The organism is Streptomyces syringium (assembly GCF_017876625.1).
Taxonomy (GTDB): Bacteria; Actinomycetota; Actinomycetes; order Streptomycetales; family Streptomycetaceae; genus Streptomyces; species Streptomyces syringius.
The window spans coordinates 4,001,059-4,025,904 of sequence record NZ_JAGIOH010000001.1 but is presented as its reverse complement, the minus strand read 5'-3'; the positions used below and the strand labels follow the sequence as shown (position 1 = coordinate 4,025,904).

The 24,846-nt window shown below is 72.3% G+C and carries 26 protein-coding genes; 10 read left to right on the top strand and 16 right to left on the bottom strand.

What is annotated here, in order from left to right; all coding sequences use genetic code 11:
- Positions 1-33: 33 nt before the first annotated feature.
- Complete coding sequence (locus JO379_RS17815) at positions 34-297, bottom strand: hypothetical protein (protein ID WP_209515750.1); 264 nt, start codon at positions 295-297, stop codon at positions 34-36.
- Positions 298-393: 96 nt separating this feature from the next.
- On the opposite strand from JO379_RS17815, the gene JO379_RS17810 reads away from it, so the two are divergent.
- Both JO379_RS17810 and JO379_RS17805 read left to right on the top strand, forming a co-directional pair.
- Positions 394-861, top strand: a complete 468-nt coding sequence (locus JO379_RS17810) for a hypothetical protein (RefSeq protein WP_209515748.1) — start codon at positions 394-396, stop codon at positions 859-861.
- Positions 858-1,172: a transcriptional regulator gene (locus JO379_RS17805; RefSeq protein WP_130878813.1), complete on the top strand. Its 315-nt coding sequence runs from the start codon at positions 858-860 to the stop codon at positions 1,170-1,172. The genes JO379_RS17810 and JO379_RS17805 overlap by 4 nt, the downstream gene beginning before the upstream one ends.
- Positions 1,173-1,231: 59 nt before the next feature.
- Here the strand turns inward: JO379_RS17805 and JO379_RS33325 are convergent, their stop codons facing one another.
- The 15 genes from JO379_RS33325 to JO379_RS17730 form a co-directional block, all read right to left on the bottom strand.
- On the bottom strand, positions 1,232-3,769 hold the full coding sequence (locus tag JO379_RS33325) for a M16 family metallopeptidase (RefSeq protein ID WP_245381485.1): 2,538 nt from the start codon (positions 3,767-3,769) through the stop codon (positions 1,232-1,234).
- Positions 3,770-3,830: 61 nt separating this feature from the next.
- Positions 3,831-4,757, bottom strand: a complete 927-nt coding sequence (locus JO379_RS17795) for a hypothetical protein (RefSeq protein WP_209515746.1) — start codon at positions 4,755-4,757, stop codon at positions 3,831-3,833.
- A complete protein-coding gene (locus JO379_RS17790) occupies positions 4,754-5,389 on the bottom strand; it encodes a flavoprotein (protein ID WP_130878489.1) in 636 nt (211 codons plus the stop codon). The genes JO379_RS17795 and JO379_RS17790 overlap by 4 nt, the downstream gene beginning before the upstream one ends.
- A complete protein-coding gene (locus tag JO379_RS17785) occupies positions 5,390-6,331 on the bottom strand; it encodes an LLM class flavin-dependent oxidoreductase (protein WP_209518739.1) in 942 nt (313 codons plus the stop codon).
- Positions 6,332-6,411: 80 nt separating this feature from the next.
- Positions 6,412-8,211 carry an ABC transporter ATP-binding protein gene (locus JO379_RS17780; protein ID WP_130878490.1) on the bottom strand — a complete coding sequence of 600 codons (1,800 nt, stop codon included), beginning with the start codon at positions 8,209-8,211 and terminating at the stop codon, positions 6,412-6,414.
- 69 nt (positions 8,212-8,280) lie between these two features.
- Entirely contained in the window at positions 8,281-9,444 is a 1,164-nt protein-coding gene (locus JO379_RS17775; RefSeq protein ID WP_209515742.1) for an ABC transporter permease, read from the bottom strand.
- Positions 9,445-9,470: 26 nt separating this feature from the next.
- Positions 9,471-10,370, bottom strand: a complete 900-nt coding sequence (locus JO379_RS17770) for an ABC transporter ATP-binding protein (protein WP_130878492.1) — start codon at positions 10,368-10,370, stop codon at positions 9,471-9,473.
- A complete protein-coding gene (locus tag JO379_RS17765; RefSeq protein ID WP_245381484.1) occupies positions 10,363-11,337 on the bottom strand; it encodes a methyltransferase in 975 nt (324 codons plus the stop codon). Before JO379_RS17765 ends, JO379_RS17770 begins: the two co-directional genes overlap by 8 nt.
- 173 nt (positions 11,338-11,510) lie before the next feature.
- The gene (locus JO379_RS17760; protein ID WP_130878494.1) at positions 11,511-11,690 is read right to left on the bottom strand and encodes an LxmA leader domain family RiPP; all 180 of its coding nucleotides are present in this window, start codon (positions 11,688-11,690) and stop codon (positions 11,511-11,513) included.
- A 2-nt stretch (positions 11,691-11,692) separates the two neighbouring features.
- Positions 11,693-11,872: an LxmA leader domain family RiPP gene (locus JO379_RS17755; protein WP_130878495.1), complete on the bottom strand. Its 180-nt coding sequence runs from the start codon at positions 11,870-11,872 to the stop codon at positions 11,693-11,695.
- Between the two features lie 68 nt (positions 11,873-11,940).
- Positions 11,941-12,135 (bottom strand): LxmA leader domain family RiPP, encoded by a 195-nt coding sequence (locus tag JO379_RS17750; RefSeq protein ID WP_165451546.1) that lies wholly within the window; start codon positions 12,133-12,135, stop codon positions 11,941-11,943.
- A 100-nt stretch (positions 12,136-12,235) separates the two neighbouring features.
- Positions 12,236-13,198: a T3SS effector HopA1 family protein gene (locus JO379_RS17745; protein WP_130878496.1), complete on the bottom strand. Its 963-nt coding sequence runs from the start codon at positions 13,196-13,198 to the stop codon at positions 12,236-12,238.
- Positions 13,195-14,316 carry a class V lanthionine synthetase subunit LxmK gene (lxmK, locus tag JO379_RS17740; RefSeq protein WP_130878497.1) on the bottom strand — a complete coding sequence of 374 codons (1,122 nt, stop codon included), beginning with the start codon at positions 14,314-14,316 and terminating at the stop codon, positions 13,195-13,197. Before lxmK ends, JO379_RS17745 begins: the two co-directional genes overlap by 4 nt.
- 91 nt (positions 14,317-14,407) lie before the next feature.
- Positions 14,408-14,641: a hypothetical protein gene (locus JO379_RS17735; RefSeq protein ID WP_209515736.1), complete on the bottom strand. Its 234-nt coding sequence runs from the start codon at positions 14,639-14,641 to the stop codon at positions 14,408-14,410.
- Between the two features lie 228 nt (positions 14,642-14,869).
- Positions 14,870-15,346 (bottom strand): ATP-binding protein, encoded by a 477-nt coding sequence (locus tag JO379_RS17730; RefSeq protein WP_130878499.1) that lies wholly within the window; start codon positions 15,344-15,346, stop codon positions 14,870-14,872.
- A gap of 223 nt (positions 15,347-15,569) precedes the next feature.
- Here JO379_RS17730 and JO379_RS17725 point away from each other — a divergent pair, with 223 nt between their 5' ends.
- The 8 genes from JO379_RS17725 to serS all read left to right on the top strand — a co-directional run bounded on the left by JO379_RS17725 (position 15,570) and on the right by serS (position 24,804).
- Positions 15,570-16,391 (top strand): hypothetical protein, encoded by an 822-nt coding sequence (locus JO379_RS17725; RefSeq protein WP_209515733.1) that lies wholly within the window; start codon positions 15,570-15,572, stop codon positions 16,389-16,391.
- A gap of 100 nt (positions 16,392-16,491) precedes the next feature.
- Positions 16,492-17,232, top strand: coding sequence for a YcnI family copper-binding membrane protein (locus JO379_RS17720; RefSeq protein WP_130878501.1), 741 nt, complete (start codon positions 16,492-16,494; stop codon positions 17,230-17,232).
- Positions 17,233-17,383: 151 nt separating this feature from the next.
- Complete coding sequence (locus tag JO379_RS17715) at positions 17,384-18,040, top strand: SCO family protein (RefSeq protein WP_130878502.1); 657 nt, start codon at positions 17,384-17,386, stop codon at positions 18,038-18,040.
- Positions 18,037-18,516 carry a copper chaperone PCu(A)C gene (locus JO379_RS17710; RefSeq protein WP_242626112.1) on the top strand — a complete coding sequence of 160 codons (480 nt, stop codon included), beginning with the start codon at positions 18,037-18,039 and terminating at the stop codon, positions 18,514-18,516. Before JO379_RS17715 ends, JO379_RS17710 begins: the two co-directional genes overlap by 4 nt.
- A gap of 6 nt (positions 18,517-18,522) precedes the next feature.
- The gene (locus JO379_RS17705) at positions 18,523-20,430 is read left to right on the top strand and encodes a copper resistance CopC/CopD family protein (protein ID WP_130878503.1); all 1,908 of its coding nucleotides are present in this window, start codon (positions 18,523-18,525) and stop codon (positions 20,428-20,430) included.
- On the top strand, positions 20,430-21,779 hold the full coding sequence (efeB, locus tag JO379_RS17700; RefSeq protein WP_209515730.1) for an iron uptake transporter deferrochelatase/peroxidase subunit: 1,350 nt from the start codon (positions 20,430-20,432) through the stop codon (positions 21,777-21,779). The genes JO379_RS17705 and efeB overlap by 1 nt, the downstream gene beginning before the upstream one ends.
- 180 nt (positions 21,780-21,959) lie before the next feature.
- Positions 21,960-22,889, top strand: a complete 930-nt coding sequence (pheA, locus tag JO379_RS17695; RefSeq protein WP_130878505.1) for a prephenate dehydratase — start codon at positions 21,960-21,962, stop codon at positions 22,887-22,889.
- A 637-nt stretch (positions 22,890-23,526) separates the two neighbouring features.
- Positions 23,527-24,804: a serine--tRNA ligase gene (serS, locus tag JO379_RS17690; RefSeq protein ID WP_209515727.1), complete on the top strand. Its 1,278-nt coding sequence runs from the start codon at positions 23,527-23,529 to the stop codon at positions 24,802-24,804.
- Positions 24,805-24,846 lie beyond the last annotated feature (42 nt).

The window sequence follows — 24,846 nt, the reverse complement described above, 5'->3', positions numbered from 1 at the left end:
GCGCCCCGGCCGCCCCGTGTACCGCCATGCCGTTCAGCCTGTCCGTCGCCAGCCGCGCAGCGCCGGGTCCTCGAAGACACGGGCCACGCACGCTCTCACGGCCTCGGCCTCCTCCGCCTCCGCCGCGCCCTGAAGCCGGACGCGCAGCTCGAAGCCGTCCTGGTCCGCCACCGGCGTGCACACCCAGTGGGCGGGCAGCATGCTCAGCACCCTGATCACCGTGGTCTGGCCCGGCGCCGCACCGGGATCGTGCCGGACCGCGGTGATCACCACCTGCGGGTCATGACGGTCATTCATCTCGCTCAACTCCCTTGCGCCCTTCTCACTATGACTTCTCACCCGACACCCTCCACACACTTGCCATGGTGGAAAGTCGCCGCTACGCTTTCCATCATGGAAAACGACAAGACGTACTCCGCGACCGCCGCCCAAGCCGCCCTCGACAGCGTCTCCGCCACTCGCGCCCAGGTCGCGAGCCGGGTCGAGAGCCCCTGGTGGTACCACGTCGGGCTCGGCGCGTCCGTCGCGCTCGCCTTCACCTCGATCGACGTGGGCGGCAGCATGATGCCCTCCGGCCTGATCGTCGGCGCCGTACTGGCCCCGCCCGCGCTGGCCTGGTCCGCGGCCCGCTCCCGGGGTGTCGCGATCGCCAATCCGCTGAACACCCCTGGCGCGCGCGGCCTTTACGGCTTCTACCTGCTGCTGCTCGGCGTCCTCGCCGCCGTCGGGCTGGTGCTCCAGATCGGCTTCGGCCTGGACGGACCGATGAGCGTCGCCGGGGTGCTCGCCTTCGTCCTCACCACCGTGGTCAGCCGTCGAGCCGACGACGCGCTGACCCAGGACGTCCGGGCCGGGGTCTGACCGCCGTGGCATTCGACGAGATCATCCATCCCACCAACCGGCTGCAGATCTGCGCGAGCCTGGCATCCGTCGACGCACTCGAGTTCTCGGTGGTCCGGGACACCCTCGGGGTGAGCGACTCCGTACTCAGCAAGCAGGTCAAGGTACTTCAGACCGCCGGGTACGTGGCGGTCAAGAAGGCACCGCTGAAGTCCCGTACGCACACATGGCTTTCGCTCACCCCGGCCGGCCGCGAGGCCCTGGCCGGACACCTCGCCGAGCTGCGGCGGATCGCGAACCTGGCCGGTGGGGCCGAGGGCGCCGGGTTCTGACCCGGCCTGCCCCACCCACCCGAGCACCACAGGTCCCGCCCGGACGGCCCCCTCGCCCGTCACAGCCGGACCGGCACGACGGCCGGAGCACCGGCCGCATCCCCCGCCGCGCGCAACGCGCCGACCGGGAAGAGCTCCACCGCCGCCTTCGCGACCTCATCGGCCGACACGGTCCGCAGCCGCTCCGGAAGCCCGTACAGCTCCAGCGGATTCCCGCCCGCCCCGACGGCCCGCCGCAACAGATCGGCGTGCGCCTCGGGAGAGTCGAAAGCACCCAGCAGTTGTGCGGCGCAGAAGTCCCGCGCCGGGTCCAACTCGGCCGCACCGATGGGCTCCTCGGCCAGTCGGGCCAGCTCCGCGTGGATTCCGGAGAGCGTCTCTTCCTCCAGGCCCCGCGGAACCTTCCCCCGGACATAGGCGCGCGGTATGCCGACGACGGTGTCGCGGCCCGCGTACAGCTCGAAGCCCGCGTCGGCCCGGCGCGCGAAGCGCTCCGCGAGACGGGCCCGGAACCAGCCACCGAGCACGGCCGTCGCGAGGAAGCGCGCGGCTTCCTCACCGGCTCCCGCCGGTTCGGCCGTGCCCACGATCAGCTGGACGTCCGGCTGATGGTCGTCGCGCAGGACCAGCGGCTCCCCCGGGGCCGGCGGAGTGCCGGGGCGGGTCGGCCACGCGACGTCGGACAGGTGCGCGAAGCCGTCCTGCCAGGAGGACAGCGCCCGGGCCGCGAGGTCGGCGAACCCTTCGGGGTCGAGGTCGCCGACGGCCACCAGCGAGCCGCCCGCCGGTGGCAGGAAAGCGGCGTCCGGGGCGGGTGCCTGGAGCCATCGGGACCGTACCGCGTCGTCCAGTGCCTGATCGGGGGTGCGCGCCATGGCGGCGGGCCAGGACGGCACCTCGCGGGCGCCGGTGAGGATCTCGGCGAGGAGTTCCAGCCAGCTCTCGGTGCCGGCGGCGGGGACGTAGCCGGTGGCGTCGGCCCACTCGCCGTCCGTGGACAGCTCGAAGCTGCCGCCGAGCGCCGCCGCCCGGACCGCCGCCCGGGAGCGCGTGGCGAGCGCGCGCAGCAGCGCGGCGCTCTGCCCGGGCCGGCTCCAGCCCGCGGGGCCGAGCGGCAGCCGCAGCCGCAGCTCCACCAAGGGGGCCCGTCGGTCGGCCACCGCGACGACCCGCAGGCCGCCGGGGACGACGGTGTCGCGCAGCCCGGCGTGGGCGGGCGCCGGCTGGGGGCCGGGGCCGGGCACGGGGCGGGAGCCTTCCGCCGCGCTGGGAGCCCGGACGCCCGCGGCCGCCGGGCGGGCGGCGGACCCGGCCTCGGTCCGCCGGGGCCGGGTACGGACCTCGCCCGGCTCCATGACCAGCACGGCCTTGGGCGCGGAAGACAGCGAACGGGCCGCCTCGGCGACCCGTCGGGGATCCAGTCCAGCGAGCAGGACCGGTAGTTCGTCCAGGAGTTCGGCGCGGCCGAAGAGGATCTCCAGCCGGCCGAGCGCGCGGGATCTGGTCTGGATGTCGGCGTGGGCGCGATGGTGCTCGGAGACCAGGGCCGTGGCGGTACGGGCGACCGCGTCCGGCAGGCCCGGGTCCGCGGCCCAGGCCGCCCACTGCCCGGCCACGGCCCCCACGGCGTCCTCGGGCCGGGTGCCGGCGGGCAGCACGGCCGTGACGACCAGCGCGTCGGGGTCCTTGGCGTCCAGCGGGCCGAAGAAGCCACAGCCGGCGCTGACGGCGGGCATGCGCAGTGCCGCGCCTCCGTGCCGGCTCATCAGCCGGGCCAGCACCGTGTGCGCCAGATAGCCGGGCAGGTCCTGCTCGGGGTCGGGGAGGCGGTAGCCGAGGGCCAGGGCCGTGCCCGGCACGCCGGGCTCGGTGCAGGCGGCCCAGCGGTCGGCGGTCGGCAGCGGCTCCTCGCGGGAGGGGACGGGCGCCACGGGCCGGGCGGGGATGTCACCGAAGTGCCGCTCGATCAGGGCCCGCGTGTGCACGGGGTCGACCGAACCGACCACGGTCAGCACGGCGTTGGCGGGCGCGTAGTACGCGTCGAAGAACTCGGCGCAGTCCGCCGGGGTGGTCCGCCGCAGCCGTTCCGCGTCGCCGTACCCGTCATGGGCGTTGGCGAAGGAACGGAAGAGGACGCCCGGCAGCAGCGGCCAGGGGAAACCGCCGTACGGGCGCCCGGCCACGGCCTGGTGGATCTCCTCCGCGACCCCGTCGAGCTGCTCGGCGAGCGCCTCGGGGGTGAAGGTCGGCGCGCGCATCCGGTCGGCCTCGGCGAACAGCGCCTGCTCCAGGGCGGAGGCCGGGGCGACCTGGTAGTAGTCGGTGTACTCCTGGTGGGTGGTGCCGTTGGCCTGGCCGCCGAGGCGGTGCACATGGTCGTAGAAGCGCCCGTCGGGCAGGCTCGCGCTGCCGCGGAACATCAAGTGCTCGAAGAGGTGGGCGAATCCCTCACGGCCCGGCGGCTCGGAGCGGAACCCCACCCCGTAGTGCACGGAGACGGCAGCGCGCGGCACCCCGGGCTGCGGCTCGAGAAGGACACGCAGACCGTTGGGCAGCGTGAATCGGCACAGCGCGGAGTGTCCGCGGCTTTCCGTCATGGTGGAGAGGTCCTCCGCATCGGGGGTCGGGCGTGACGAAGTCTTTGAAAGGGCCGAGGCGTCACAGGTCGGTCAGGAACTTCAGGAACGAGGAGTAGTGGTCGAACCCGCCCTGGTGGTCGTCGAGATAGGCCGCGATGTCGTGGACGTGCAGCAGCACGCGCAGCGCCGCCAGCTTCCGCCAGTCGGTGCCGAGGTCGCGTCCGTAGCCGTCGAAGAGCGCGTCGATGAGCAACTGCCAGGTGGCCGGGTCGCCACCGAGCTGCCACTTGAGTTCCACGAGCTCGCCGACGACCCAGCCGAGGTCGACGTACCAGGGGGCGGCGCACACGTCCTCGCCGGTCAGCAGCGCGGCGGTGCCGGGCGGCCCGCCGATCACCAGGGAGCCGAGGCCCGCCGCGCCGTGCGCGAACACGACCCGGTCGTCGCCCGTGACCTCCTCGGCCCAGCCGCGCACCCGCGCCCAGCGCCCGGGGCCCAGCGCCCGGCGGACCTGCGCCTGGGCATGGGCCGCGCGCGGGCTCGGGGTGTGCCCGTCGAGCCAGGTGACGAGCCGGTCCAGGCCGCGGGAGCGGCGGCCGGCCGGCAGCTCGTCCAGGGGCGTTTCGTGGAGGGTCCGCAGCGCCCGGCCCAGGCCGCGCAGCGGGCCGTGCAGGGCGGGCGTGACCCCGGTGGTGAGGAGGACGAACGCCACGGACTCGGCTCCGGCGACCCGGTAGGTCCGGGCCTCGCCGTCCGGGCGGGCCGGGGCGAGGAGGACCTGGCCCGGCGCCGGCCGCCCGGCCGCGTCCGCGAGGCGGGCGACGGCCTCCGGGGACAGCCGGACGAAGGGGGCGGGGGCGAGCGGGCCCGGGGCCCGGCGCCACTCGTAGGTGCCGTCGGGCAGCGGCAGGACGGTGGTGCGCAGCAGGCCGGTGCCGTACTCCGTCAGCGGCGGGGCCTGGGTGTCCTCCGCCTCCGGCTCGGTGCGGACGGTCGTGACGGTCACAGCAGGGCCCTTTCCGCGGGGTGGGCGGAGCGGTCCGCCGCGAGTTCGGCGCGGCGCTGCTCCAGCGCCTCGATGACGTCGGGCATCGGCGGCGGGACCCACGCCTCCATCCGCCCGGTCGTCGCGCTGCGGCCCGGCTCCGGCGCCGTCATCACGACGTTCGGTCGGGCGGACAGCGTGGCCCAGTGCTTCTGGAAGGCGGCGCTGTCCAGCCCGCCCGGCGGCAGCGACGGGGCCAGCGCGATGGGAGCCTTGGTGACCTGGGCGGCGAGCAGCGACGGGCTGTCGGCGAGGCCGAGGGCGAGCCGGGCGGTGTAGTGCAGGGTCGCCGGATAGACGACGAAGGCCTGTGCCCACTCGGCGAGTTCGACGTGCCGGGCGCGGGCCTCCTCCTCCGGCCAGACGTCGGTGAGCACTTCGCCGCCGACCCGGTGGGCCAGGGCCTGCCGGGTGACGAAGCGCTGGGCGCTGCGGGTGAGCACCACGGACGTCTCCAGGTGCGGATAGGACATCCGCAGCCAGTCGGCCCAGAACGGCAGGCCGGTGGCGAAGGTCGAGCCGGTGACCACCAACAGCAGTCGGTCCACGCCGAGTTCGGGCACGTGGACGAGGGGGTACGGGGGTTCGGTCATTTACGCCACCTCTCTCAGGACTTCTTCGAGCTCCTTCAGCGCGACGCGCGGCCCCTGGGTGAGGTGCACTCCGGTGACGTTGATGACGATCTCGTCGACGCCCGCCTCCCAGTAGCGCTCCAGCCCGGCGGAGATCTCCGCGGGGCCGCCGCTGAGGAAGCCGCCGCCCGCGATGAGGGCCTTGGCGCTGGCCATCGGGTCGGCCTTCATGTCGACCTCGATGCCCGAGCGGCGGAGCATGTCGGTGTAGTGCGGCATGCTCATGTGGCCGGAGTTGCTGGCGAGGGCCACGGCGGCGGGGTCCCGGCCGGGCTTGTCGAGCGCCACCGGCACGATGGCCACCAGGCGGGGCACGGGCCGCCCGGCGGCGGCCGCGCCCTCGCGCATCGCGGGGACGACGACGTCCCGCAGATAGGGGGCCGGGGTCAGCCAGGTGATGGCCGTGTCGGCGACCTCGCCCGCCAGGCGGGCCATGCCCGGGCGCAGCACGCCGAGGCCGATCTCGATCCCCGGGCGGGGCAGGGTGGGGAGGCTGCCGCGGCAGCGGAAGAACTCGCCGTCCAGGTCGACCTCCTCGCCGTCGAGCAGGCCGCGGACGGCGGTGACGTACTCCCGGCAGGCGCCGAGCTGGCTGCGGTAGGGGGCGCCGAGCATGTTGCGCTGGAAGACGGCGGCGCCCGGGCCGAAGCCGGCCACCACGGGATGGCCCATGGCGACGGCCAGGGCCTGTGCCTGGAGGGCGGCCTCGAAGGGGTGGCGCAGCGGCATCACGGTCACCCCGGTGCCGACGGGGACGTGGAAGCCGGAGGCCGCCGCGTAGGCGAAGGTCTGGTGCGGGTCGCCCACCGAGGACTGGCCCTGCCAGAGGCGGTGGGCGGCGCTCCACTGGGTGAGTGCCGCGAAGGGCAGGATCTGCTCGTGCCGGGCGGGGGTGAAGGGCATCAGCACGGAGTAGCCGGTGCGCGGGGTGACGGAAGCGGAGGGTACGGACGGTACGGACACGGTGGTGCTCTCCTCGTCGGTCACGCGAGCGCGGGGGCGGGGGCGGGGGTGCCGGTGCTGAGCACCTGGCCGCTCACCAGCTCGGCGTAGGCGGGGCAGCGGCGCAGCAGGGCGTCGTGGTCGCCCTGGTCCACGACCCGGCCGGCGTCCATGACGATCACGTGGTCGGCGTGCTGGATGGTGGAGATCCGGTGGGCGACGACGAGCACGGCGCGGTCGGCGGCGAGGGAGTCGACGACGTTCCTCAGCCTTTGCTCGTTGATGCTGTCCAGGTGCGAGGACGGCTCGTCGAGCAGGACCAGGCGGGTGTCGGAGAGGGTGGCGCGGGCGAGGGCGAGCCGCTGGCGCTGGCCGCCGGAGAGGTTGTCGGCGCCGCCGAGCACGGTGTCCAGGCCGTCGGGCAGGGAGCGGATCTCCTCGGCGAGGCCGACGCTCTCCAGTGCGGCGTACAGCTCCTCGTCGTCGGCGGGGCGGCTCTCGTCGCGGCCGAGGGTGAGATTGCCGCGCACGGAGTCCTGGAGCAGGGTGTTGGACTGGTCGACGTAGCCGATCTGGCCGCGCAGCTCGCCGAGCGGCCACTCGGCGACGTCCCGCCCGTAGACGGAGACGCGGCCGGACTCCGGCTCCACGAACCGCTCGATGAGCGCGAGCGAGGTGCTCTTGCCCGAACCGGAGAGGCCGACCATGGCGGTCAGTCCGCGGGCGGGGACGGTGAGGTCGGCGCCGCGCAGGACGGGCCGGTCGTCGCCGTAGCCGAAGGTGACGTTCTCGAAGCGGACGGCGGGGGCGTTGCGCAGGGGCGCGGCGTTCTCGGGGGCGGGGGCCTCGACGTCCTCGGTGGGCAGGGCGAAGACGTCCTCGAAGCGCTTGCGGGCGACGAGGCCGGTCTGGAGTCCGCTGACGCCCGAGGCGGCCATGATCAGGGGGGCGGTGAGCTGGAGGAGGTAGAGCAGGAAGGCGACGAAGTCGGCGAGGGTGAGGTGCCCGTCGAGCATCCGGGCGCCGCCGCCGACGACCACGGCGACCAGGGCGATCTGCTGGCCCAGGTTGATCACCGGGACCATCAGGGACTCCATCTTGGCGGCCTCGATCTCCAGGTCCGCGAGCTTGCGCGCGCGGCCGGCGAGGGCGCGGGAGGTCCTGCGCTCGGCGCGGTAGGCCTTGATGACGGTCAGGGACTCCATCGCGGAGACGAAGTTCTGGGCCATGCCGCCGAGTTCGTCCTGGAGGGCCGCGTACTTGCGGCGCAGCCCCTTGATGACGACGGTGATGACGCCGACGGCTATGAGGAACGCGCCGACGGTGATGAGCAGCAGCACCCAGTCCAGCAGGCCCATGATGACGAGGGTGCCGACGACGGTGACGCCCGCCATGGGGAGCTGGATCGGGCCGATGTCGATGAGGCTCTTCACCCGGGCGGCGTCGGCGGTGATGCGGGCGGTCAGATTGCCGCCGCCCTCCCGCTGCGCGTCGGCGAGCCGCAGTCCGAGGGCGTGGTCCATCGTGCGGACCCGGAGCCGGTAGATCAGCTCCTGGCCCATCCGGCCGAGGAGGAAGGCGGCGAGCGCGCCGGCGGCGGCGGAGCCGAAGCCGACACCCACCATCACCGCGGCCCACAGGGCCAGCCCCTCGTCGTTCTGGATGGCGGCCAGCAGCTTGCCGACCACCATCGGCAGGGCCAGGGTGGCCGCCGTGGACAGCACGGCGAGCACCCCGACGAGGACGAGCGCCGGGCCGTTGCCCCGGGACAGCTCGGTGAGGATCCGCAGCTTCGGGTCAGGGCCCGCGGCCGCTGTCCCGCTCTTCAGTACGCCACTCATGGCGCCCCAACTCCCTTGCCTGGAATGGAAATTACGAATGGTTCGACCGGGACCGCGGTGCGGGCGGTGTCACTGCCGCGCGCCCGCCAGGGCGTCCTTGACCTTGACGATGCCGCCGTACTGGAGCAGCCCGCCGGTGTAGACGCGGCTGCCGACGCGGACCAGGACGGCGATCGCCAGGGCCATGAGCCCGAAGGCGGCACCGATCTCCCACCACGCCACGTCCTCGTACGCCATGCGGACCGGCATCGACGCCCAGGACGTCCCGGGGACCATCGAGAGGATCCGGAGGGTGGACGAGTCGGTGCTGCCCGACACCGCCAGCACGGGGCCGATGAGGCCGACCATCTGGAGCGCGTTGACCGGGCCGACGACGTGGTTGACGTCCTCGGGGCGCGAGACCAGCGAGCCGGCCACCGCGTAGAGCGTGATGAAGAGGAGGTAGCCGGGGACGAACCACAGCAGCAGATTGGCGCCGGTACCGAGCGCGTCGGACGGCGTCTCGAAGACACCGAAGCCGATCGCCGCGCTCAGGGTCGCGGTCGCCAGCGCCAGCATCTGCACGAGGGCCGCCGCGCCGAGTCCGGTGATCTTCCCGGCGAGCAGGTGCCAGGGCCGGACCTTCGCGAGCAGCACCTCCACGATGCGGCTGGCCTTCTCCTCCGCGACGCCCTGCGCCACGGCCAGGCCGGAGACGAGCATCAGCATGAAGAGCAGGAAGACGCCCGTGCCCGCGGCGATGGTCCGCTGCTGGACCCGCTCGGCGTCGGGGTCGAGGGTGGTGACCTTCAGCGGCTCGACGGTGAGCAGACCGGGAACGTCCTTGGCCGGTACTCCGTGCTCCGCCAGCCGGTCGGCCTGACCGGCCGCGCGGTGCGCCTCCTGGAGGGCCCGGCCCAGGTCCTCGGGCAGTTCCCGCAGGACCGCGATCCGGTCGCTGCTGAGGACCGCGGCGTCGGCCTTGCCGTCGCGCACCGCCTGCCGTGCGGCCTCGTCGTTGTCGTAGCGGCTGACCTCGGCCCGGTCGCCCAGGGCGGGCGTCAGGGCGGCCTGCCGGCCGACCACACCGACCGTGGACCTGCCTTCGCCGCCGCCCTGGAAGAGCGTGGTGGCCCCGAAGGACAGGGCCAGCATCAGCGCCGTCACCGCCACCGAGATCCAAAAGGCCTTGCTGCGCATCTGCTGAGTGATCTCGCGGGCTGCGACGACCTTGATCAGCGCGGCGTTTCCCATCGCCGTCCCTCCCCCTGCCGTGCCGGTCACCGGGCGCTCCCGGCGACCGACTCCCGGAAGATGTCGGCGAGCGCGGGGTCGCGCCGGCCGAAGTGCTCCAGCCGGCCCAGCTCCTGGGCGGCGGCCAGGATCCGCTGGGCCGGGACGCCGTCCTCGACCTCCAGCGTGACCTTCGCGCCCGTCGTGGCGACGACCCGCACGCCGGGGACGGAAGCCGCCCAGTCGTCGGGTGCGCCGGAGAGGGCGATCTCCAGCTGACCGCTGCCCGCGCTGCGGCGCAGGTGGTCGACCGTTCCCTCGGCGACCAGGGCGCCGTCGCGGATGATGCCGACCCGGTCGCACAGCCGCTCGACCAGGTCGAGCTGGTGGCTGGAGAAGAGGGTCGGTACGCCCTTGCGGGCGAATTCCAGGAGGACCTCCGCCATGGCGTCCACGGCCACCGGGTCGAGCCCGGAGAAGGGCTCGTCGAGGACGAGAACGTCAGGGTCGTGGATCAGGGAGGCGATGAGCTGGACCTTCTGCTGGTTGCCCAGCGACAGCTTCTCGAGCATGTCCTTGGGGCCGAGGACGACACCGAGCCGCTCGATCCACTCGTCCGCGCGCCGGCGGGCGGTGGCCGGGGCCACCCCGCTGAGGCCGGCGAAGAAGACGAGCTGGTCGCGGGGCGTCATCTTGGCGTAGAGGCCGCGCTCCTCGGGCATGTAGCCGAACCGGCGGCGGGAATCGGCGTCCACGGGCCGGCCCTGCCAGCGCACGTCGCCGGAGTCGGCGGTCAGCACCCCGAGGGCGATGCGCATCGCGGTGGTCTTGCCCGCGCCGTTGGCGCCGCAGAAGCCGTACAGCTCGCCCGGCTTCACGACGAGGGACAGCTCGCGCAGGACGCGCTTGTCGCCGAAGCTCTTGGCCACGGAGTCGAACTCAAGCATTGCGGAACTCCAGCAGCGTCCTGACCGGGGTGACGGGCCCCTCCCAGGAGACCGTGAGCCCGGCGGCGGCGCCCAGCGCCTTGATCTCCTCCACCGTGCGCACGGGCTTGGGCATGACGACCCGGAGGTAGAGCTCCATCGCGGCGGACGCGGTCCCGGCGCTGTGGACGGGGATGTTCACGTCGGCGATCAGGATCCGGCCGTCGGCACCGGCCGCCTCGGCGACGCGGCGGAGGAGGGCGACGGCCTTCTCGTCGTCCCAGTCGGCGAGGATCGCGGAGAGCAGATAGACGTCGAACCCGGGGGTGATCGGGTCGAAGAAGCTGCCGACGACGGCGGTGCAGCGGTCGGCGAGGCCGCTCTCCTCGAAACGGCGCCCGGCGAGCTCGGCGACGTTCTTCAGGTCCAGCACCGCGCCCCGCAGATGGGGGTGGTGCAGGGCGAGCTCCATGAGCAGCGTGCCGTTGTGGCCGCCGATGTCCATGACGCTGCCGGCCGTCGACCAGTCGTAGCCGTCGCGGACGAGTTCGGCGTCCCAGCCGAGCTCCCTGGGGCTCTCCTCGCTCAGCGCCTGGGCGAACTGCGGATCTTCGTTGACGGTTTCCCAGTAGCCGCGCCCGAAGAGGGAGGCGTGGGCGGGCTCACCGGTCCGTACGGTGTGCAGCAGGTTGACCAAGGCCAGGTCGGTCCTGCCGAAGAGGCCGTCCATGCTGAGGTGGCGGCGTACCCCGGCCGGGTCCGAGTCCCGCAGGGGCGCGCCCAGTTCGGTGACTTCGTGGCTCCCGGCGTCGTCCCGGCGCAGAAGGCCGAGGTGCACGAGGTGGCGCAGCAGCATGTCGAGCAGGTCGGGGTGGGTGTCCGTGCGGGCCGCGAGGTCGGCGGCGGTGGTCGATCCGGCTTCGATGTGGTCCACCAGACGCAGGGTGGCCGCGGCGCGGATCGTGGCCGGCTGGAGGAGATCGGCCATTCTCACGAGGTCTTCATGGAGTGCTGTCGTAGCCATGGCGCGATCGCCGGCCTTTCTCGCAACGGTGGGTCGTGCGACGGAGTTTCGTACGTGGGGTGTTGCCGTTCCGGCGGGGCCGGGCGGGGTTCCGCGGGGGACGGAACCGCGCCCGGCTCCCGGCAAGACCGCTGAGATCAGCAGCCGTCCTTGTACGTCTTCACCGTCAGCTGGCTACCGAGCCAGCTCATCGTGGCGGCGGCACATGCCGGAGTGGACGCGGGGGCCTCGGCGGCCGCCGTCGTGTTGAGCTCGTCGGCCGAGCTGTAGGCGTCGTAGCCCGCCATCAGGTCGATGATCGCCTCGGACTTCTCCATGATCAGCACCCATCCTTGTAGGTCTTGACGGTGAACTGGCTGGCGAGCCAGCTGACGGTTGCCGCACCACAGGGCGCGGTGGTGGCGGGGGCGTCGGCGGCCGCGGTGGTGTTCAGCTCGTCGACCGTGCTGTAGGCGTCGTAGCCCGCCATCAGATCCATGATCGCCTCGGACTTCTCCATCGCGATCTCCCTTCTGTTTGCGCTGAGTCGGACACAGTGGGTGCGGGGCACCCGGGGTGTGAGGTGGGTCAGCAACCGGCTTCGTACGTGGCGCCGGAGATTGCGGAGGCACCGGCGGCGCACCAGCCGGAGCTGGCGAGGGTGGCGGCGCAGACCGGGGTGGTGGCCGGGGCGTCGGCGGCGGCGGTCACGTTGAGCTCGGCCACGTCGGCGTAGGCGTCGTAGTTCGAGACGAGGTCCATGATCGCGTCGGTCTTGTCCATGATTTTTCTCCTTGTTGAGTAAGGCCTTGTCGAGAAGGCCTTGTTGAGTAAGGACTGAACTGAAAGCAGGGAGTGCGCAGGGTCACTCCCTGCAATCACTTCAGGCTCGGGGCCCGGAATTCCGGGCGGGGCTGGCCGGGTCGACACCGGCCTCGACGAAGGCCGCGGTGAGCAGGGCCTCGACGGGCTCTCCGCTTTTGGCGGCGTCGAGCAGCGCGTGGGCCGTGATGCTGGCCCGGTGCTGGCCGAAGCTGAGGCCGGTCATGCCGGGGCGGCGGTCGTCCGGCTCCCAGGCGGTGGCCACACCAGGGGCCAGCTCCTCGGTGTAGACCGAGGTCTCGTGTCCGACGCCGGGGGTCGTGGCGACGGCGTCGGCGATGCCGCGGGCGGCGTGTGCGGTGTCCCCGGCGAGATAGACCACGAGGGAGTCGCGGCGGGGGTACAGCGGCTTGGCGGAGAGGACCTTCGCCCGGTACGCCGTCCCGGTGTCCTCCAGGTGGCCGAGGACCGTCGCCCAGACCGCGGGCGCCTCCTGCCACGAGGTGATGTTGACGTACACCCGCAGCACGTCCCGGCCGGGCGGCCGGGGGCGGGAGCCGTCGACCATGAAGAAGCCGGGCGACAGCGCGGGGCGCAGCGCGGCGGTGCGCAGGGTGACGACCGCGCCGGGGGTCCCGGAGTCCCCGTCGACGACGAGGGCGCGCGGTACCCACACCCGCACCCCGTCCCGCTCGACGAGCAGCGGTGCGGACTCGGTCCCGCCGTGTCCCTCGGCCGCGCACACCCGTGCCCGGGTGGTGGTCTCGCGGTGCGGTACGCCGTGGGCGAGTTCGCGCTCGAACTCCTCGTCCCGCATCCGGAACGAGATGGTCCCCTTCTCCAGCGTCCGGCCGGCGTGCAGCACGTCGTACAGCGCCTCGGAGAGCAGTCTGCGCATCTCACGGGGGTTGTCGGAGGTCACCTCCCGGCCGTGGACGACGGCTTCGGAGCCGTCCGGCGATACCTGGACGTCCTTCAGCGCGTCCGTGAGCCGGGACGGCAGCGTGGTGGTGCCGGTGCTCATGTCGTCTCCTCGAATCCCAAAGTCGTGGCGAACCTGTGCGGGGCCAGCAGGGCCGCCCGGCCGATGCCGGCGGCGGCGCGCTCGATGCCCGACAGCCGGGCGCTCTTCTGCGAGCTCGCCATCAGCCGGTCCAGCAGGTGCCAGCCGGCGAACGCGGTGGCCCGGTGGGCGAGCCCTTCGTCCACGACGGGGCGCACCTCGCGATATCCCCGCCAGAATTCCCGGACCAGCGGCAGCAGTCGCTGCATCTTCTCGACGCCGCGCTCGATGACGAGCTCATGGGTGAGTTCGACGTCGAGGAAGACGGTGTCGCCGCGGTCGGTGACGATGTCGAGCACGGAACGGTAGAGCCATTCACCGGCGAAGGCACCCACATCGCGGGCCGGGTCCGCCAGCCGGAATTCCTCCCAGTCCGTGACATGGAATTCGTCATCGCTCACCAGGAACTGGTCGACCCGCAGATCGCAGTGCGAGGGCACCTTCGGCGCCGCCCGCTCCTTTTCCCGGAGCGCCTCGACGGCCTTGACCAGCTGCTCGTCCTGCTGCATGAGCTGCCAGCTCTGGACCTCGCCGAAGCTGAAATTCTCGAACATCGGCAGCGGAATTCCGTGCAGCAGTCGCACGGACGGCTGGGACGGCGGTGAGTCGTCGAAGTCCTCCCAGCCCGGCGGACGTGCCTCGTGCAGCAGCCCGATCGCCCGGCCGACCCGGTGTGCGAGGGCGCCGTCGAAGGTCTCGTCGACCATCAGCTGAGCGCCGTTGCGCGCGCCTTCGACGTACTCGAAGGCCACCAGATCCGCTTCCTCGTCGAAGCCGAGGAACCGCGGGCCCCGCAGCGCCGAGCTGGGCATCGCCGCCGAGCACTGCTCGAACGCCTTCAGCCGCCGCATCCGCGCCTTCACATCCGGCTCGGGCCCGACCAGGTGCTTGACGAAGGCCTTGCCCCCGCCGGCCGTCTCGCCGGCCCAGCAGTCGTTGCGCCCGACGGGTGCCGAGAGCGTGTCCCGGAGGTAGGGCCCGAGGCCCAGTCTCTCCAGGAGGGCGTCGACCGCCGGATATTCATCGAGATCGCGCGGCTTGTACGCGGGTACGTCCGCCGCCGCTTCCTTCACTGCCATGACTTTTCGTAACCCTCAGAGAATGCGGGGCGCGAAATGGATTGCGCACCGGGTGGATATCGCCGTCGGCCCATCGCCTTTCGGGCGATGCCTACTGCCAGCCGTTGACCTGCCAGCCATTGACCTGCCAGCCGTTGACCGGCTTGATGTCGGCGACAATCTTCTTGACCTGGTGCAGCGTCTCCCCGGCAGGGGTCTGCTCAGCGGGAATCGATGAAGCGGCAGTGTGATGAGCGGTGCTCGCGGCGGCGATCCCGGTCGTTCCCGCGGTGATTCCCGCGGTGAGGACGAGAGCGACGGTCGCGTTGCGGATTACCTTCTTCATGATTCCCCCTGGCTGTTTTTCCCCGACCCGTTTTCTGGGTACGAGAAAAGATTGCCAGCGGGCGCGGCCGCTCTCCATGGACTTTGATGTCAGCTTGCTGCAGCCTTCGCCGCGGAGCGGTGCAGCTTGATGCAGGGCCCTGGCCGGGCGGGGGCTCGACACGGCTCGGCTGTCGCCGGGACCACGCCTCAACCGCCGGGCGGGCTGGATCTCAGAGGGCGGGGACGGTTACGACGCCTGGAGGAGCGCCGCGCCCTCTCTCCACTTGAGGATCTTGTCGAAGCTCACCACGGCGCCCTGCCGGCCCGGCCGGTTGCGCACGCGGACGTGGTCGGTGAGGGACTCGATCAGGAAGAGACCCCGGCCGTGCTCCTCGTGAGCCGAAACCGGGGTCTTCGTCTGCGGTGGGGGGAGGTGCCGCTTCGTGCGGCGGGGTTCGCGAGGGCGGTCGGCGAAGCCGGGGCCCGAATCGGTCACCTCGATGCGGCAGGTGTCACCATCGATGAAGGCGGTGACGCGGTAGTCCGTGGAAGCATCACCGCCGTGCTCGACGGCATTCGCACACGCTTCACTCAGGGCAACCGAGAGGTCGTACGAGATTTCGGGATCGACCCCGGCCGTCTCCATGGTGCCGATCAGAAGCCGCCGGGCGAGCGGAACGCTCGCAGCTTCGCGCCGCAAGTGGAGTGACCACCAAATGCTCATGCTCAGCCTCCTGGCTGCGGCTCGACATACCGATACGTATAGCCAGGGGTGGGGGCTCGTAAGCCTCCGGAGTGTGTGAGTCCGCTCATTCGGACGACGCGGCGTGGCGGTGCACCGGTGTATATGAGACGAACACCGGCGCACGCGGGCGCGCGTTCGCAGCGCGAAAGGGCCGACCCCTGCCGTAGGTAGGGGGTAAGGGCGGTGGGATGATGGCGCAGCCATGCCTCACCCCGTCGCGCGCGTCGGCGCCGATCTGCGACTGCTCCGGGCCGCGGTGTTCACCGCGGTCTGTGTTCTGCTGTCCGCGGGCGGGCATGTGCTGGCCTCCTGTGCGAGCGTGCCGCTGTGGACGCTGGGCGCGGGATTCCTCGTCGTCCTCGCGATCGCCGTGCCCCTGGCCGGGCGGGAGCGTTCGCTGCCGGGTATCGCGGCCGGGCTGGCCGTCGGCCAGCTCGCCCTGCACACCCTCTTCGGGCTCGGCCAGCTGGGCGCGCTCGGACGGCAGGGCGCCGCGGTCACCCGCGAGCAGGCGGGCGGTGAGGGGCGGCTGATCAACTTCGCCGCCCAGCTGATCTGCAATCAGTCCCATCCGCTGTCCGGCGCCGACGCGCGCCGCGTCATCACCGACGCCGGGCTCGACCCCGCCGTCCACCCGTCGCGCATGGTCATGACCGCGCCGATGGACTCCCCCGCCACCGGCGGCTCCCCGCTCTCGCACCTGCTGCCGCCCTCGCTGCCGATGCTGCTCGGCCACCTGCTCGCGGCGCTGGCCGCGGGCTGGCTGCTGCGCCGCGGCGACCAGGCGCTGTGGCGCCTGGTGCGGCTGTCGCAGCGGTCGGCGCGGGAGGTCGCGGAGATCACGCTCGTCGGGGCGCTGCGCGCCGCGCTCGTGCTCGTACGGGCCATGGGCGCCCAGGCGGTCCACCATCCGGTGACGGCCGTCCGGCGGGCGGCCGGGGACGAGGAGCGTCCGGCGACCGAGCCCGCGCTCCAGCACTTCGTGATCAGGCGGGGACCGCCGCGCTTCGACCTCGCGGCCTGACCACGCGACGCACTCCGGCATTCGGACGGGAGGGCGGTCGTGTTGTCACCGCACGCGCGCCATCACCCTCTTCGTCCCCTCCTGCCTGTGGAGTACCCCCATGAACACCAATAGCGCTCGTCTGCGCCGTCTCTCCGTCATCGGCTCCCTCGCCGCCGGCACCGTCGTGCTGCTCGCCGGTCCCGCCTCCGCGCACGTGAGCATCCCGGGCACCGCCGAGAAGGGCGGCTACGGCACCATCGCCCTCAAGGTGCCGAACGAGAAGGACGACGCCTCCACGGTCAAGCTGGAGGTCACCCTCGACCCGAAGCACCCGCTGTCGTCCGTGATGCCGCAGCCCGTCCCGGGCTGGGACGTGAAGGTCGAGAAGTCCAAGCTCGACAAGCCGCTCAAGACGCACGGCAAGACGATCACCGAGGCCGTCACCAAGATCACCTGGTCCGGCGGCAAGATCGAGCCGGGCCAGTTCCAGCAGTTCCCGCTGTCGGTCGGCCAGCTGCCCACCGACGCCGACGAGCTGGTCTTCAAGGCGCTCCAGACCTACTCCGACGACGAGGTCGTGCGCTGGATCGACCCGTCCAAGCCGGGCGGGCACGAGGCCGAGCACCCGGCGCCGACCCTCAAGCTCGTCGAGAAGACGTCGCCCGACCACCACGACAAGAACGCCAAGAGCGACAAGAACAGCGACGCCGAGGACAACAAGGGCGAGGCCACCGCCTCCGACTCCGGTGACAAGGACGCGTCCGACACCACCGCCCGGGTGCTCGGCATCGTCGGCATCGTCGTCGGCGTGGCCGGTGCCGCCTTCGGCATCGTCGCCGGGCGCCGCCGCAACGCCTGAGCCGGGCCCACCCACCACGTGACCGCCTGACGTCCGACGTCCGACGTCCGAATCCGACATCGACATCTGACGCCCGGCGGAACGACCGGGGCGGCGGGGGCCCGTACCGCCCGCCGCCCCGCACCTCGGACCGACCACGGAGAAGAACTCCATGCGCACCAAGATCCTGGGCGCGGCACTGGCAACCGCCGCCGCGCTCACCCTGACCGCCTGTGACGGTGGCGGGGAAGCCGACAACAGCGACAAGCCCGCGGCCGACGTGTCCGCGGAGCCCAAGAAGGCCGCCATCGTCCTCGACAACCCGAAGGACAAGCCGGACCTGGTCCTCGACGACACGGCGGGCAAGAAGTACGAGCTGGTCAAGGAGACCAAGGGCAGGCCCGTACTCCTCTACTTCGGCTACACCTACTGCCCCGACGTCTGCTCGACCGTGGTCGCCGACATCGCCGCCGCCGAGAAGAAGCTGCCCAAGGCCGACCAGGAGAAGCTCCAGGTCGTCTTCGTCACCACCGACCCCGAGCGCGACACCCCCAAGCGGATGCGCGAGTGGCTCGACGCGCAGGGCGGGCAGGACATCGTCGGCCTGACCGGCGGCTTCGACACGATCCAGGCGGCGGCCAAACCGCTCGGCATCCTGGTCGAGAAGCCGAAGAAGGAGAAGGACGGCTCCATCACCGTCAACCACGGCGCCCAGGTCATCGGCTTCTCGCCGAAGGACGACGCCGCGCACTGGGTCTACACGACCACGACCACAGCAGCCGAATACTCCAAGGATCTTCCCAAGATCATCAAGGGGGAGAACCCGTGATCACCAAGTCCACCGCCACCACCGCCGCCGTCCTGCCCCTCGTGCTCGCCGGGGGTCTGCTGCTGGTCACCGGCTGCCAGTCGGAGAAGAACGCCCTGGGCCGCGACAAGGCGCAGCTGTCCGTCAGCGGCGCCTACCTGCCGCAGCCCGCCATGACCGACATGGCCGCCGCCTACCTCACCGTCACCAACGACGGCGGCAAGGCCGACCAACTCACGTCCGTCACCAGCCCGCTCTCGCGCGACATCACCATGCACACCACCGAGGGCACGGCGATGAAGCACGCGGCGAAGCTGGACGTGCCCGCGAAGGGCAAGCTGACGCTCGCCCGCGGCGGCACCCACCTCATGCTCGGCAAGCTCGACCACAAGCCCAAGGTGGGCGAGCGGATCGAATTCACCCTGCACTTCGCCACGTCGGCACCCGTCAAGATCAAGGTGCCGGTCGAGACCGCGACCTTCCGTCCCAAGGACTGACGTGCGATGACGACCCCGACCGCCCTGCCCACCCCGACCGCCAGGCGGGTGCTGTCCGTCCTGGGCACCCTGCTCGCCGCACTGTTGTGCGCGCTCGGCCTCGGCGCCACCCCCGCGTCGGCGCACGCCGCGCTCACCTCCACCGACCCCGCCAACGGTTCGGTGGTGCAGACGGCGCCACAGCGGATCACGCTCCGCTTCTCCGAGGGGGTCATGCTCAACGCCGACTCGATACGGGTCCTGGACCCGGGCGGCGAGCGGGTCGAGCAGGGCGGTCCCGAGCACGTGGACGGCAAGTCCGACTCCGCGGCCGTCGCGCTGCGCGCCGGGCTCGCGAGAGGCACGTACACCGTGGCGTGGCAGGCCGTCTCGGCCGACAGCCACCCCGTGGCCGGGGCCTTCACCTTCTCCATCGGGGCGCCGTCGAAGACGACGGTGAAGGCCACGGCCACCGTCACCGAGGTCGATCCGGCGGTCGAGGTCCTCTACGACGCGGGCCGGTACGCGGCCTACGCCGGCTTCGTGCTGCTCGTCGGCGGCTGCGTCTTCGCGGGCGTGTGCCGCTCCTCGCGGTCCGTGCAGCGGATCGCGGTCGGCGGGTGGATCACCCTCTTCGCGTCGACGGCGGCGCTGTTGCTGCTGCGGGGCGCGTACACGAGCGGCAAGGGGACAGGGGACGTCCTCGATCTCGCGCTGCTCGGTGACGTGCTGGCCACCAAGCCGGGGGCGGCACTGCTGTCGCGGCTGCTGCTGCTGAGCGCCGCGGCCGTCTTCCTCGCCGTGCTGTTCGGTTCGTACGCCCGCGAGGACGACGACCGCACGCGCGGCGAACGCCGGGACGTCGCCTACGGGCTCGGGATCGGCGGCACCGTCGTCGCGGTCGGGCTGGCGGCGACGTGGGCGATGGCCGAGCACGCGTCGGTCGGCATACAGGCGTGGCTGGCGATGCCGGTCGACGTGGTGCACCTGGTGGCCGTCGCGGTGTGGCTCGGCGGGCTGGCCGCGCTGCTGGCCGCCCTGCGCTCCGGGGAACCGCTCAAGCGCGCGGCCGTGGTCCGCTTCTCGCGGCTCGCGTTCGCGTCGGTGTGCGCGCTGGTCGCGACCGGGCTCTACCAGTCCTGGCGGCAGGTCGGCTCGTGGGACGCCCTCACCGGTACCTCCTACGGCCGGTGGCTGCTGGTCAAGGCCGGGCTGGTGATCGTCCTCGTCGGCGTCGCGTACTTCTCGCGGCGCTGGACGGCCCGGCTCACGGACGGCCCGGAGCCGAAGAGGACCAAGTCGGCCAAGCCGGCCGCGCAGAAGGTCACGGCCGCCGCGAAGGGCGGCGGCGCCGACTCCGCCGAGCGGGCCGCCCAGCTCGCCCGGCAGCGGGCCGCGCTGGAGAAGGCCGCCGGGAAGCGGGAGCGCGACGCGGACGAGAACCGCAGCGGGCTGCGGCGCTCGGTCGGCGCCGAGGCCGCCGTGGCGGTCGTGCTGCTGGCCGTCACCACCGTGCTCACCGGCACGCAGCCCGGCCGCGCCGAGGCCGAGCAGCAGCGGGCCGCGTCCGGCGCGGCGGCCCCGGCCGCGACCGGCCCGGCCGAGGCGCGCATCCCCTACGACACCGGCGGGACGAACGGGCGCGGCACGGCCCGCATCACCCTCGACCCCGGGCGCTCCGGCCGCAACACCCTCGACGTCGCCGTCACCGACGCCGCCGGGCGGCCGGTGGACGTACCCGAGCTGGAGGTGTCCTTCACCGAGAAGGCGAAGGAGATCGGCCCGCTGCGCGCCACGCTGGAACGCCGCCCCGGCGGCCGCTGGCAGGCCACCGGCTTCCAGCTGCCCATGGCCGGCGAATGGCAGCTGTCCCTGACCGTACGGACCTCCGACATCGACCAGGTCACCGAGATCAAGAACGTGAAGATCAACTGATGGCTGAACAGGCGAAGCAGGCCGGGCAGACGAAGCTGGCTGGACAGGCCGGACCGGGCAAGCAGGCCGGGCAGGCTGAGAAGAGCCCGCGGGCCGGGCAGGCCGGGGAGAGTACGCGGGCCGAGCAGCACCACGGCATCAGCCGCCGTCGTCTGCTGGGCACCGCCGGGGCCGCGGGCGCGGCCGGGCTCGTCGCGGGCGGCGCGGCCGGCGCGTTCGGGGCCGAGGCCGTACGGGACGCACCGGCCGCGCTGGCCGGCGTCGGCTCCGCGACCCTGCCCTTCCACGGCACCCACCAGGCCGGCATCGCCGAGCCCGCGCAGGCGCACGGCCACCTCGTCGCCTTCGACCTCGCCCCGGGAGCCGACCGCAAGGCCGCCGCCGCGCTGCTGCGCCGCTGGTCGGCGACGGCGGCGGAGCTGGCGGCGGGCGAGGCGCCGAAGGGCGACGACACGGGCATCGCCCTGGACGCGGGCCCGTCCTCGCTGACCGTCACCTTCGGCTTCGGCCGCAGCTTCTTCGACCGCACCGGGCTGACCGCGAAGCGGCCGGCGGCCCTGGAGCCGCTGCCCGACTTCACCGCCGACGCGCTCGACCGCAAGCGCAGCGACGGCGACCTGTGGGTACAGATCGGCGCCGACGACTCGCTCGTCGCCTTCCACGCGCTGCGCCTGCTCCAGAAGCAGGCCGCCGGCACGGCACGCGTCCGCTGGCAGATGAACGGCTTCAACCGGTCGCCCGGCGCGACCGCGCGACCGCTGACCGGCCGCAATCTGATGGGCCAGATGGACGGCACCAACAACCCCAAGCCGTCGGACCCCGACTTCGCCTCCCGGGTCTTCGTGCCGGACCGCGACGGCGACTGGATGGCGGGCGGCTCGTACGCCGTCGTCCGGCGCATCCGCATGCTGCTCGACAGCTGGGACCACCTGTCGCTGGAACGCCAGGAGAAGGTCATCGGCCGCCGCAAGTCGGACGGCGCCCCGCTGTCCGGCGGCACGGAGACGACGCCGGTCGACCTGACCAAGATCGAGAAGGACGGCTCGCTCGCCATCGCGGGCGACGCGCACATCCGCGTGGCGGCACCGGAGTCCAACCGGGGCGCGGCCATGCTGCGCCGGGCGTTCTCCTACCACGACGGCTTCCTGGACGACGGCGCCCCGGACGCGGGGCTGCTGTTCGTCGCCTGGCAGGCGGACCCCCTGAAGGGCTTCGTCCCCGTGCAACGGAAGCTGGACCGGGGGGACGGGCTGTCGCGGTTCCTGCGGCACGAGGCGAGTGGGTTGTACGCGGTGCCGGGTGGCTGCGCGCCGGGCGAGTATGTGGGGCAGCGGTTGCTGGAGGGGTGAGGCTTCTTCCCCAGTCCCGCCCCTTCCCGAAACCGGGGCTCCGCCCCGGGCCCCTGGGCGCAGGCCTTGTCGGCTGCGTGCCGGCCGGCTTCGCGGTCCTCGAGCCCCGGTACGAACCGACCGTCCCGGCCGGAAGATATCGTGACGACGCTGCCCCCAAACCACCCGCGAGGAGCGCACATGTCCCCCAGCCGCTATGCCTATCTCGGCCCCGAGGGCACCTTCACCGAGGCCGCGCTCCGTACGCTCCCCGAGGCCGCGACCCGCGAACTCGTGCCCATGGTCTCCGTGCCGACCGCGCTCGACGCCGTGCGCAACGGCGAGGCCGCCGCCGCGCTCGTGCCGATCGAGAATTCCGTGGAGGGCGGCGTCACCGCGACGCTCGACGAACTCGCCACCGGCGCACCGCTGATGATCTACCGAGAGGTGCTGCTCCAGATCGCCTTCGCGCTGCTCGTCCGCCCCGGCACCCGGCTCGCGGACATCAAGACCGTCACCGGTCACCCCGTCGCACAGCCGCAGGTGCGCAACTGGCTGGCGCAGCACCTGCCGGACGCGCTGTGGGAGTCGTCGGCGTCCAACGCGGACGGGGCGCGGCTGGTGCAGGAGGGGCGCTACGACGCCGCGTTCGCCGGGGAGTTCGCGGCGGCGACGTACGGGCTCGAGGCGCTGTACACCGACATCCACGACGCGCAGAACGCGCAGACCCGCTTCGTGCTGGCCGGCCGTCCGGCGCGGCCCGCGGCGCGCACGGGTGCCGACCGGACGTCGTTCGTCGTCTGGCTGCGCGACAACCACCCGGGCGCGCTGCTGGAGCTGCTGCAGGAGTTCGCCTCGCGCGGGGTGAACCTGATGCGGATCGAATCGCGGCCCACGGGCGAGGGCATGGGGCAGTACTGCTTCTCCATCGACTGTGAGGGGCACATCACCGACCGCCGGGTGGGCGAGGCGCTGATGGGGCTGAAGCGGACGTGCCCGAAGGTGCGGTTCCTCGGCTCGTACCCGCAGGCGGGGGTGGACGCCGGCGTTCCGCCGCGGCCGGGGACGTCGGACGACGACTTCGTGGCCGCCGCGGACTGGCTGACGCGCTGCCAGGACGGCCGGGCCTGATCGGCGGGCGGGCACTGCTCCGAGGCAGCGCAACGCAGCGGCGTGGCGTGGCGTGGCCTTCCACACAGCGGTGGTGTGGATAGTCGACGAAGTTATCCACAGGGCGCGACTCGACCTGGGGATAAGTCGACACGGTCACCCCTCTCCGCATCAGACGAATCGGTCAAGGTCGACAAATCTCTCTAGCTATGAGGCGGCCGTCCACAGGGCGACCGTCCGCACTCACGCCCGCCCCGAGCCCCCTTCGTCACCTGAACGCCTTCGAATAACCCTTTAGGGCGAGCAATTACCACCCGAATGAGCACTCGCGCGACGTTTACCCGGAGAAACTGCGGCACAGGACAGTAGAGGCGGAACGATCCCTTCCGGCATCCACAGATTCCACGCACAGCCTGTGGATAAAGAATCGGAACCCCTCACCCCTGTGGACAACGGGCCGCCAACTCCCGCCCGCCGCAAGGGGTGTCAGCGTCAGGTGCCGCCCCTATGCCCCTTTTCAGCAAATGCGCGCGAATTCCCCGGCACCCGCGCGCCCTCCTTATTCACAGCGTTTTCCACCCGCCTCAATATGGGACATATCGACACGAAGAGGAATATCGCGTGCGGCAGGCGCAGCCCGCAACGGTAGCCTGGAGGGGTGATTGACCTTCGCCTGCTTCGTGAGGACCCCGACCGTGTGCGCGCCTCCCAGCGCGCCCGTGGAGAGGACGTCGACATCGTCGACGCGCTGCTCTCCGCCGACGAACGACGCAGGTCGTCCAGCGTCCGCTTCGACGAACTCCGCTCCGAGCAGAAGGCGCTCGGCAAGCTCATCCCCAAGGCCGCCGGTGACGAGAAGGCCGGGCTGCTGAAGAAGGCGGGCGAGCTGTCCGCGGCCGTCAAGGCCGCCGACGCCGAGCAGGACGAGGCCGCGGCCGAGACGCAGCGCCTGCTGCTCCAGATCGGCAACCTCGTCCACCCGGACGTGCCGCGCGGCGGCGAGGACGACTTCGTCGTCCTGGAGACCGTCGGCACCCCCCGTGACTTCGCCGCCGAGGGCTTCGAGCCCAAGGACCACCTGGAGCTCGGCCAGTCGCTCGGCGCGATCGACGTCGAGCGCGGCGCCAAGGTCTCCGGCTCCCGCTTCTACTACCTGACGGGCGTCGGCGCCCTGCTCGAGCTCGCGCTTGTCAACGCCGCCATCGCCCAGGCCACCGCCGCCGGCTTCATCCCGATGCTGACGCCCGCGCTGGTCAAGCCGCGCGCCATGGAGGGCACCGGCTTCCTCGGCCAGGCCGCCCAGGACGTCTACCACCTGGAGAAGGACGACTTCTACCTGGTCGGCACGTCCGAGGTGCCGCTCGCCGCGTACCACATGGACGAGATCATCGAGGCGGAGAAGCTGCCGCTGCGCTACGCGGGCTTCTCGCCGTGCTTCCGCCGCGAGGCCGGTACGTACGGCAAGGACACCCGGGGCATCTTCCGCGTCCACCAGTTCGACAAGGTGGAGATGTTCTCCTACGTCGACCCGGAGGACGCCGAGGCCGAGCACGCGCGTCTCCTGGAGTGGGAGAAGCAGTGGCTCACCAGCCTGGAGCTGCCCTACCAGGTCATCGACGTGGCCACGGGCGACCTCGGTTCGTCCGCCTCGCGCAAGTTCGACTGCGAGGCGTGGATCCCCACCCAGGGCAAGTACCGCGAGCTGACCTCCACCTCGAACTGCGACGAGTTCCAGTCCCGCCGCCTCTCCGTGCGCATGCGCGACGGGAAGCACGTCAAGCCGCTGGCCACGCTCAACGGCACGCTGTGCGCGGTGCCGCGCACGATCGTGGCGCTGCTGGAGAACCACCAGCAGGCCGACGGCACGGTGCGCGTCCCCGAGGTGCTGCGCCCGTACCTGGGCGGTCGCGAGTTCCTGGAGCCGGTCGCCAAGTGAGGCGTACGGGCGGCTCGCGCGCGGCCTCCGGGTCGCCGCGCG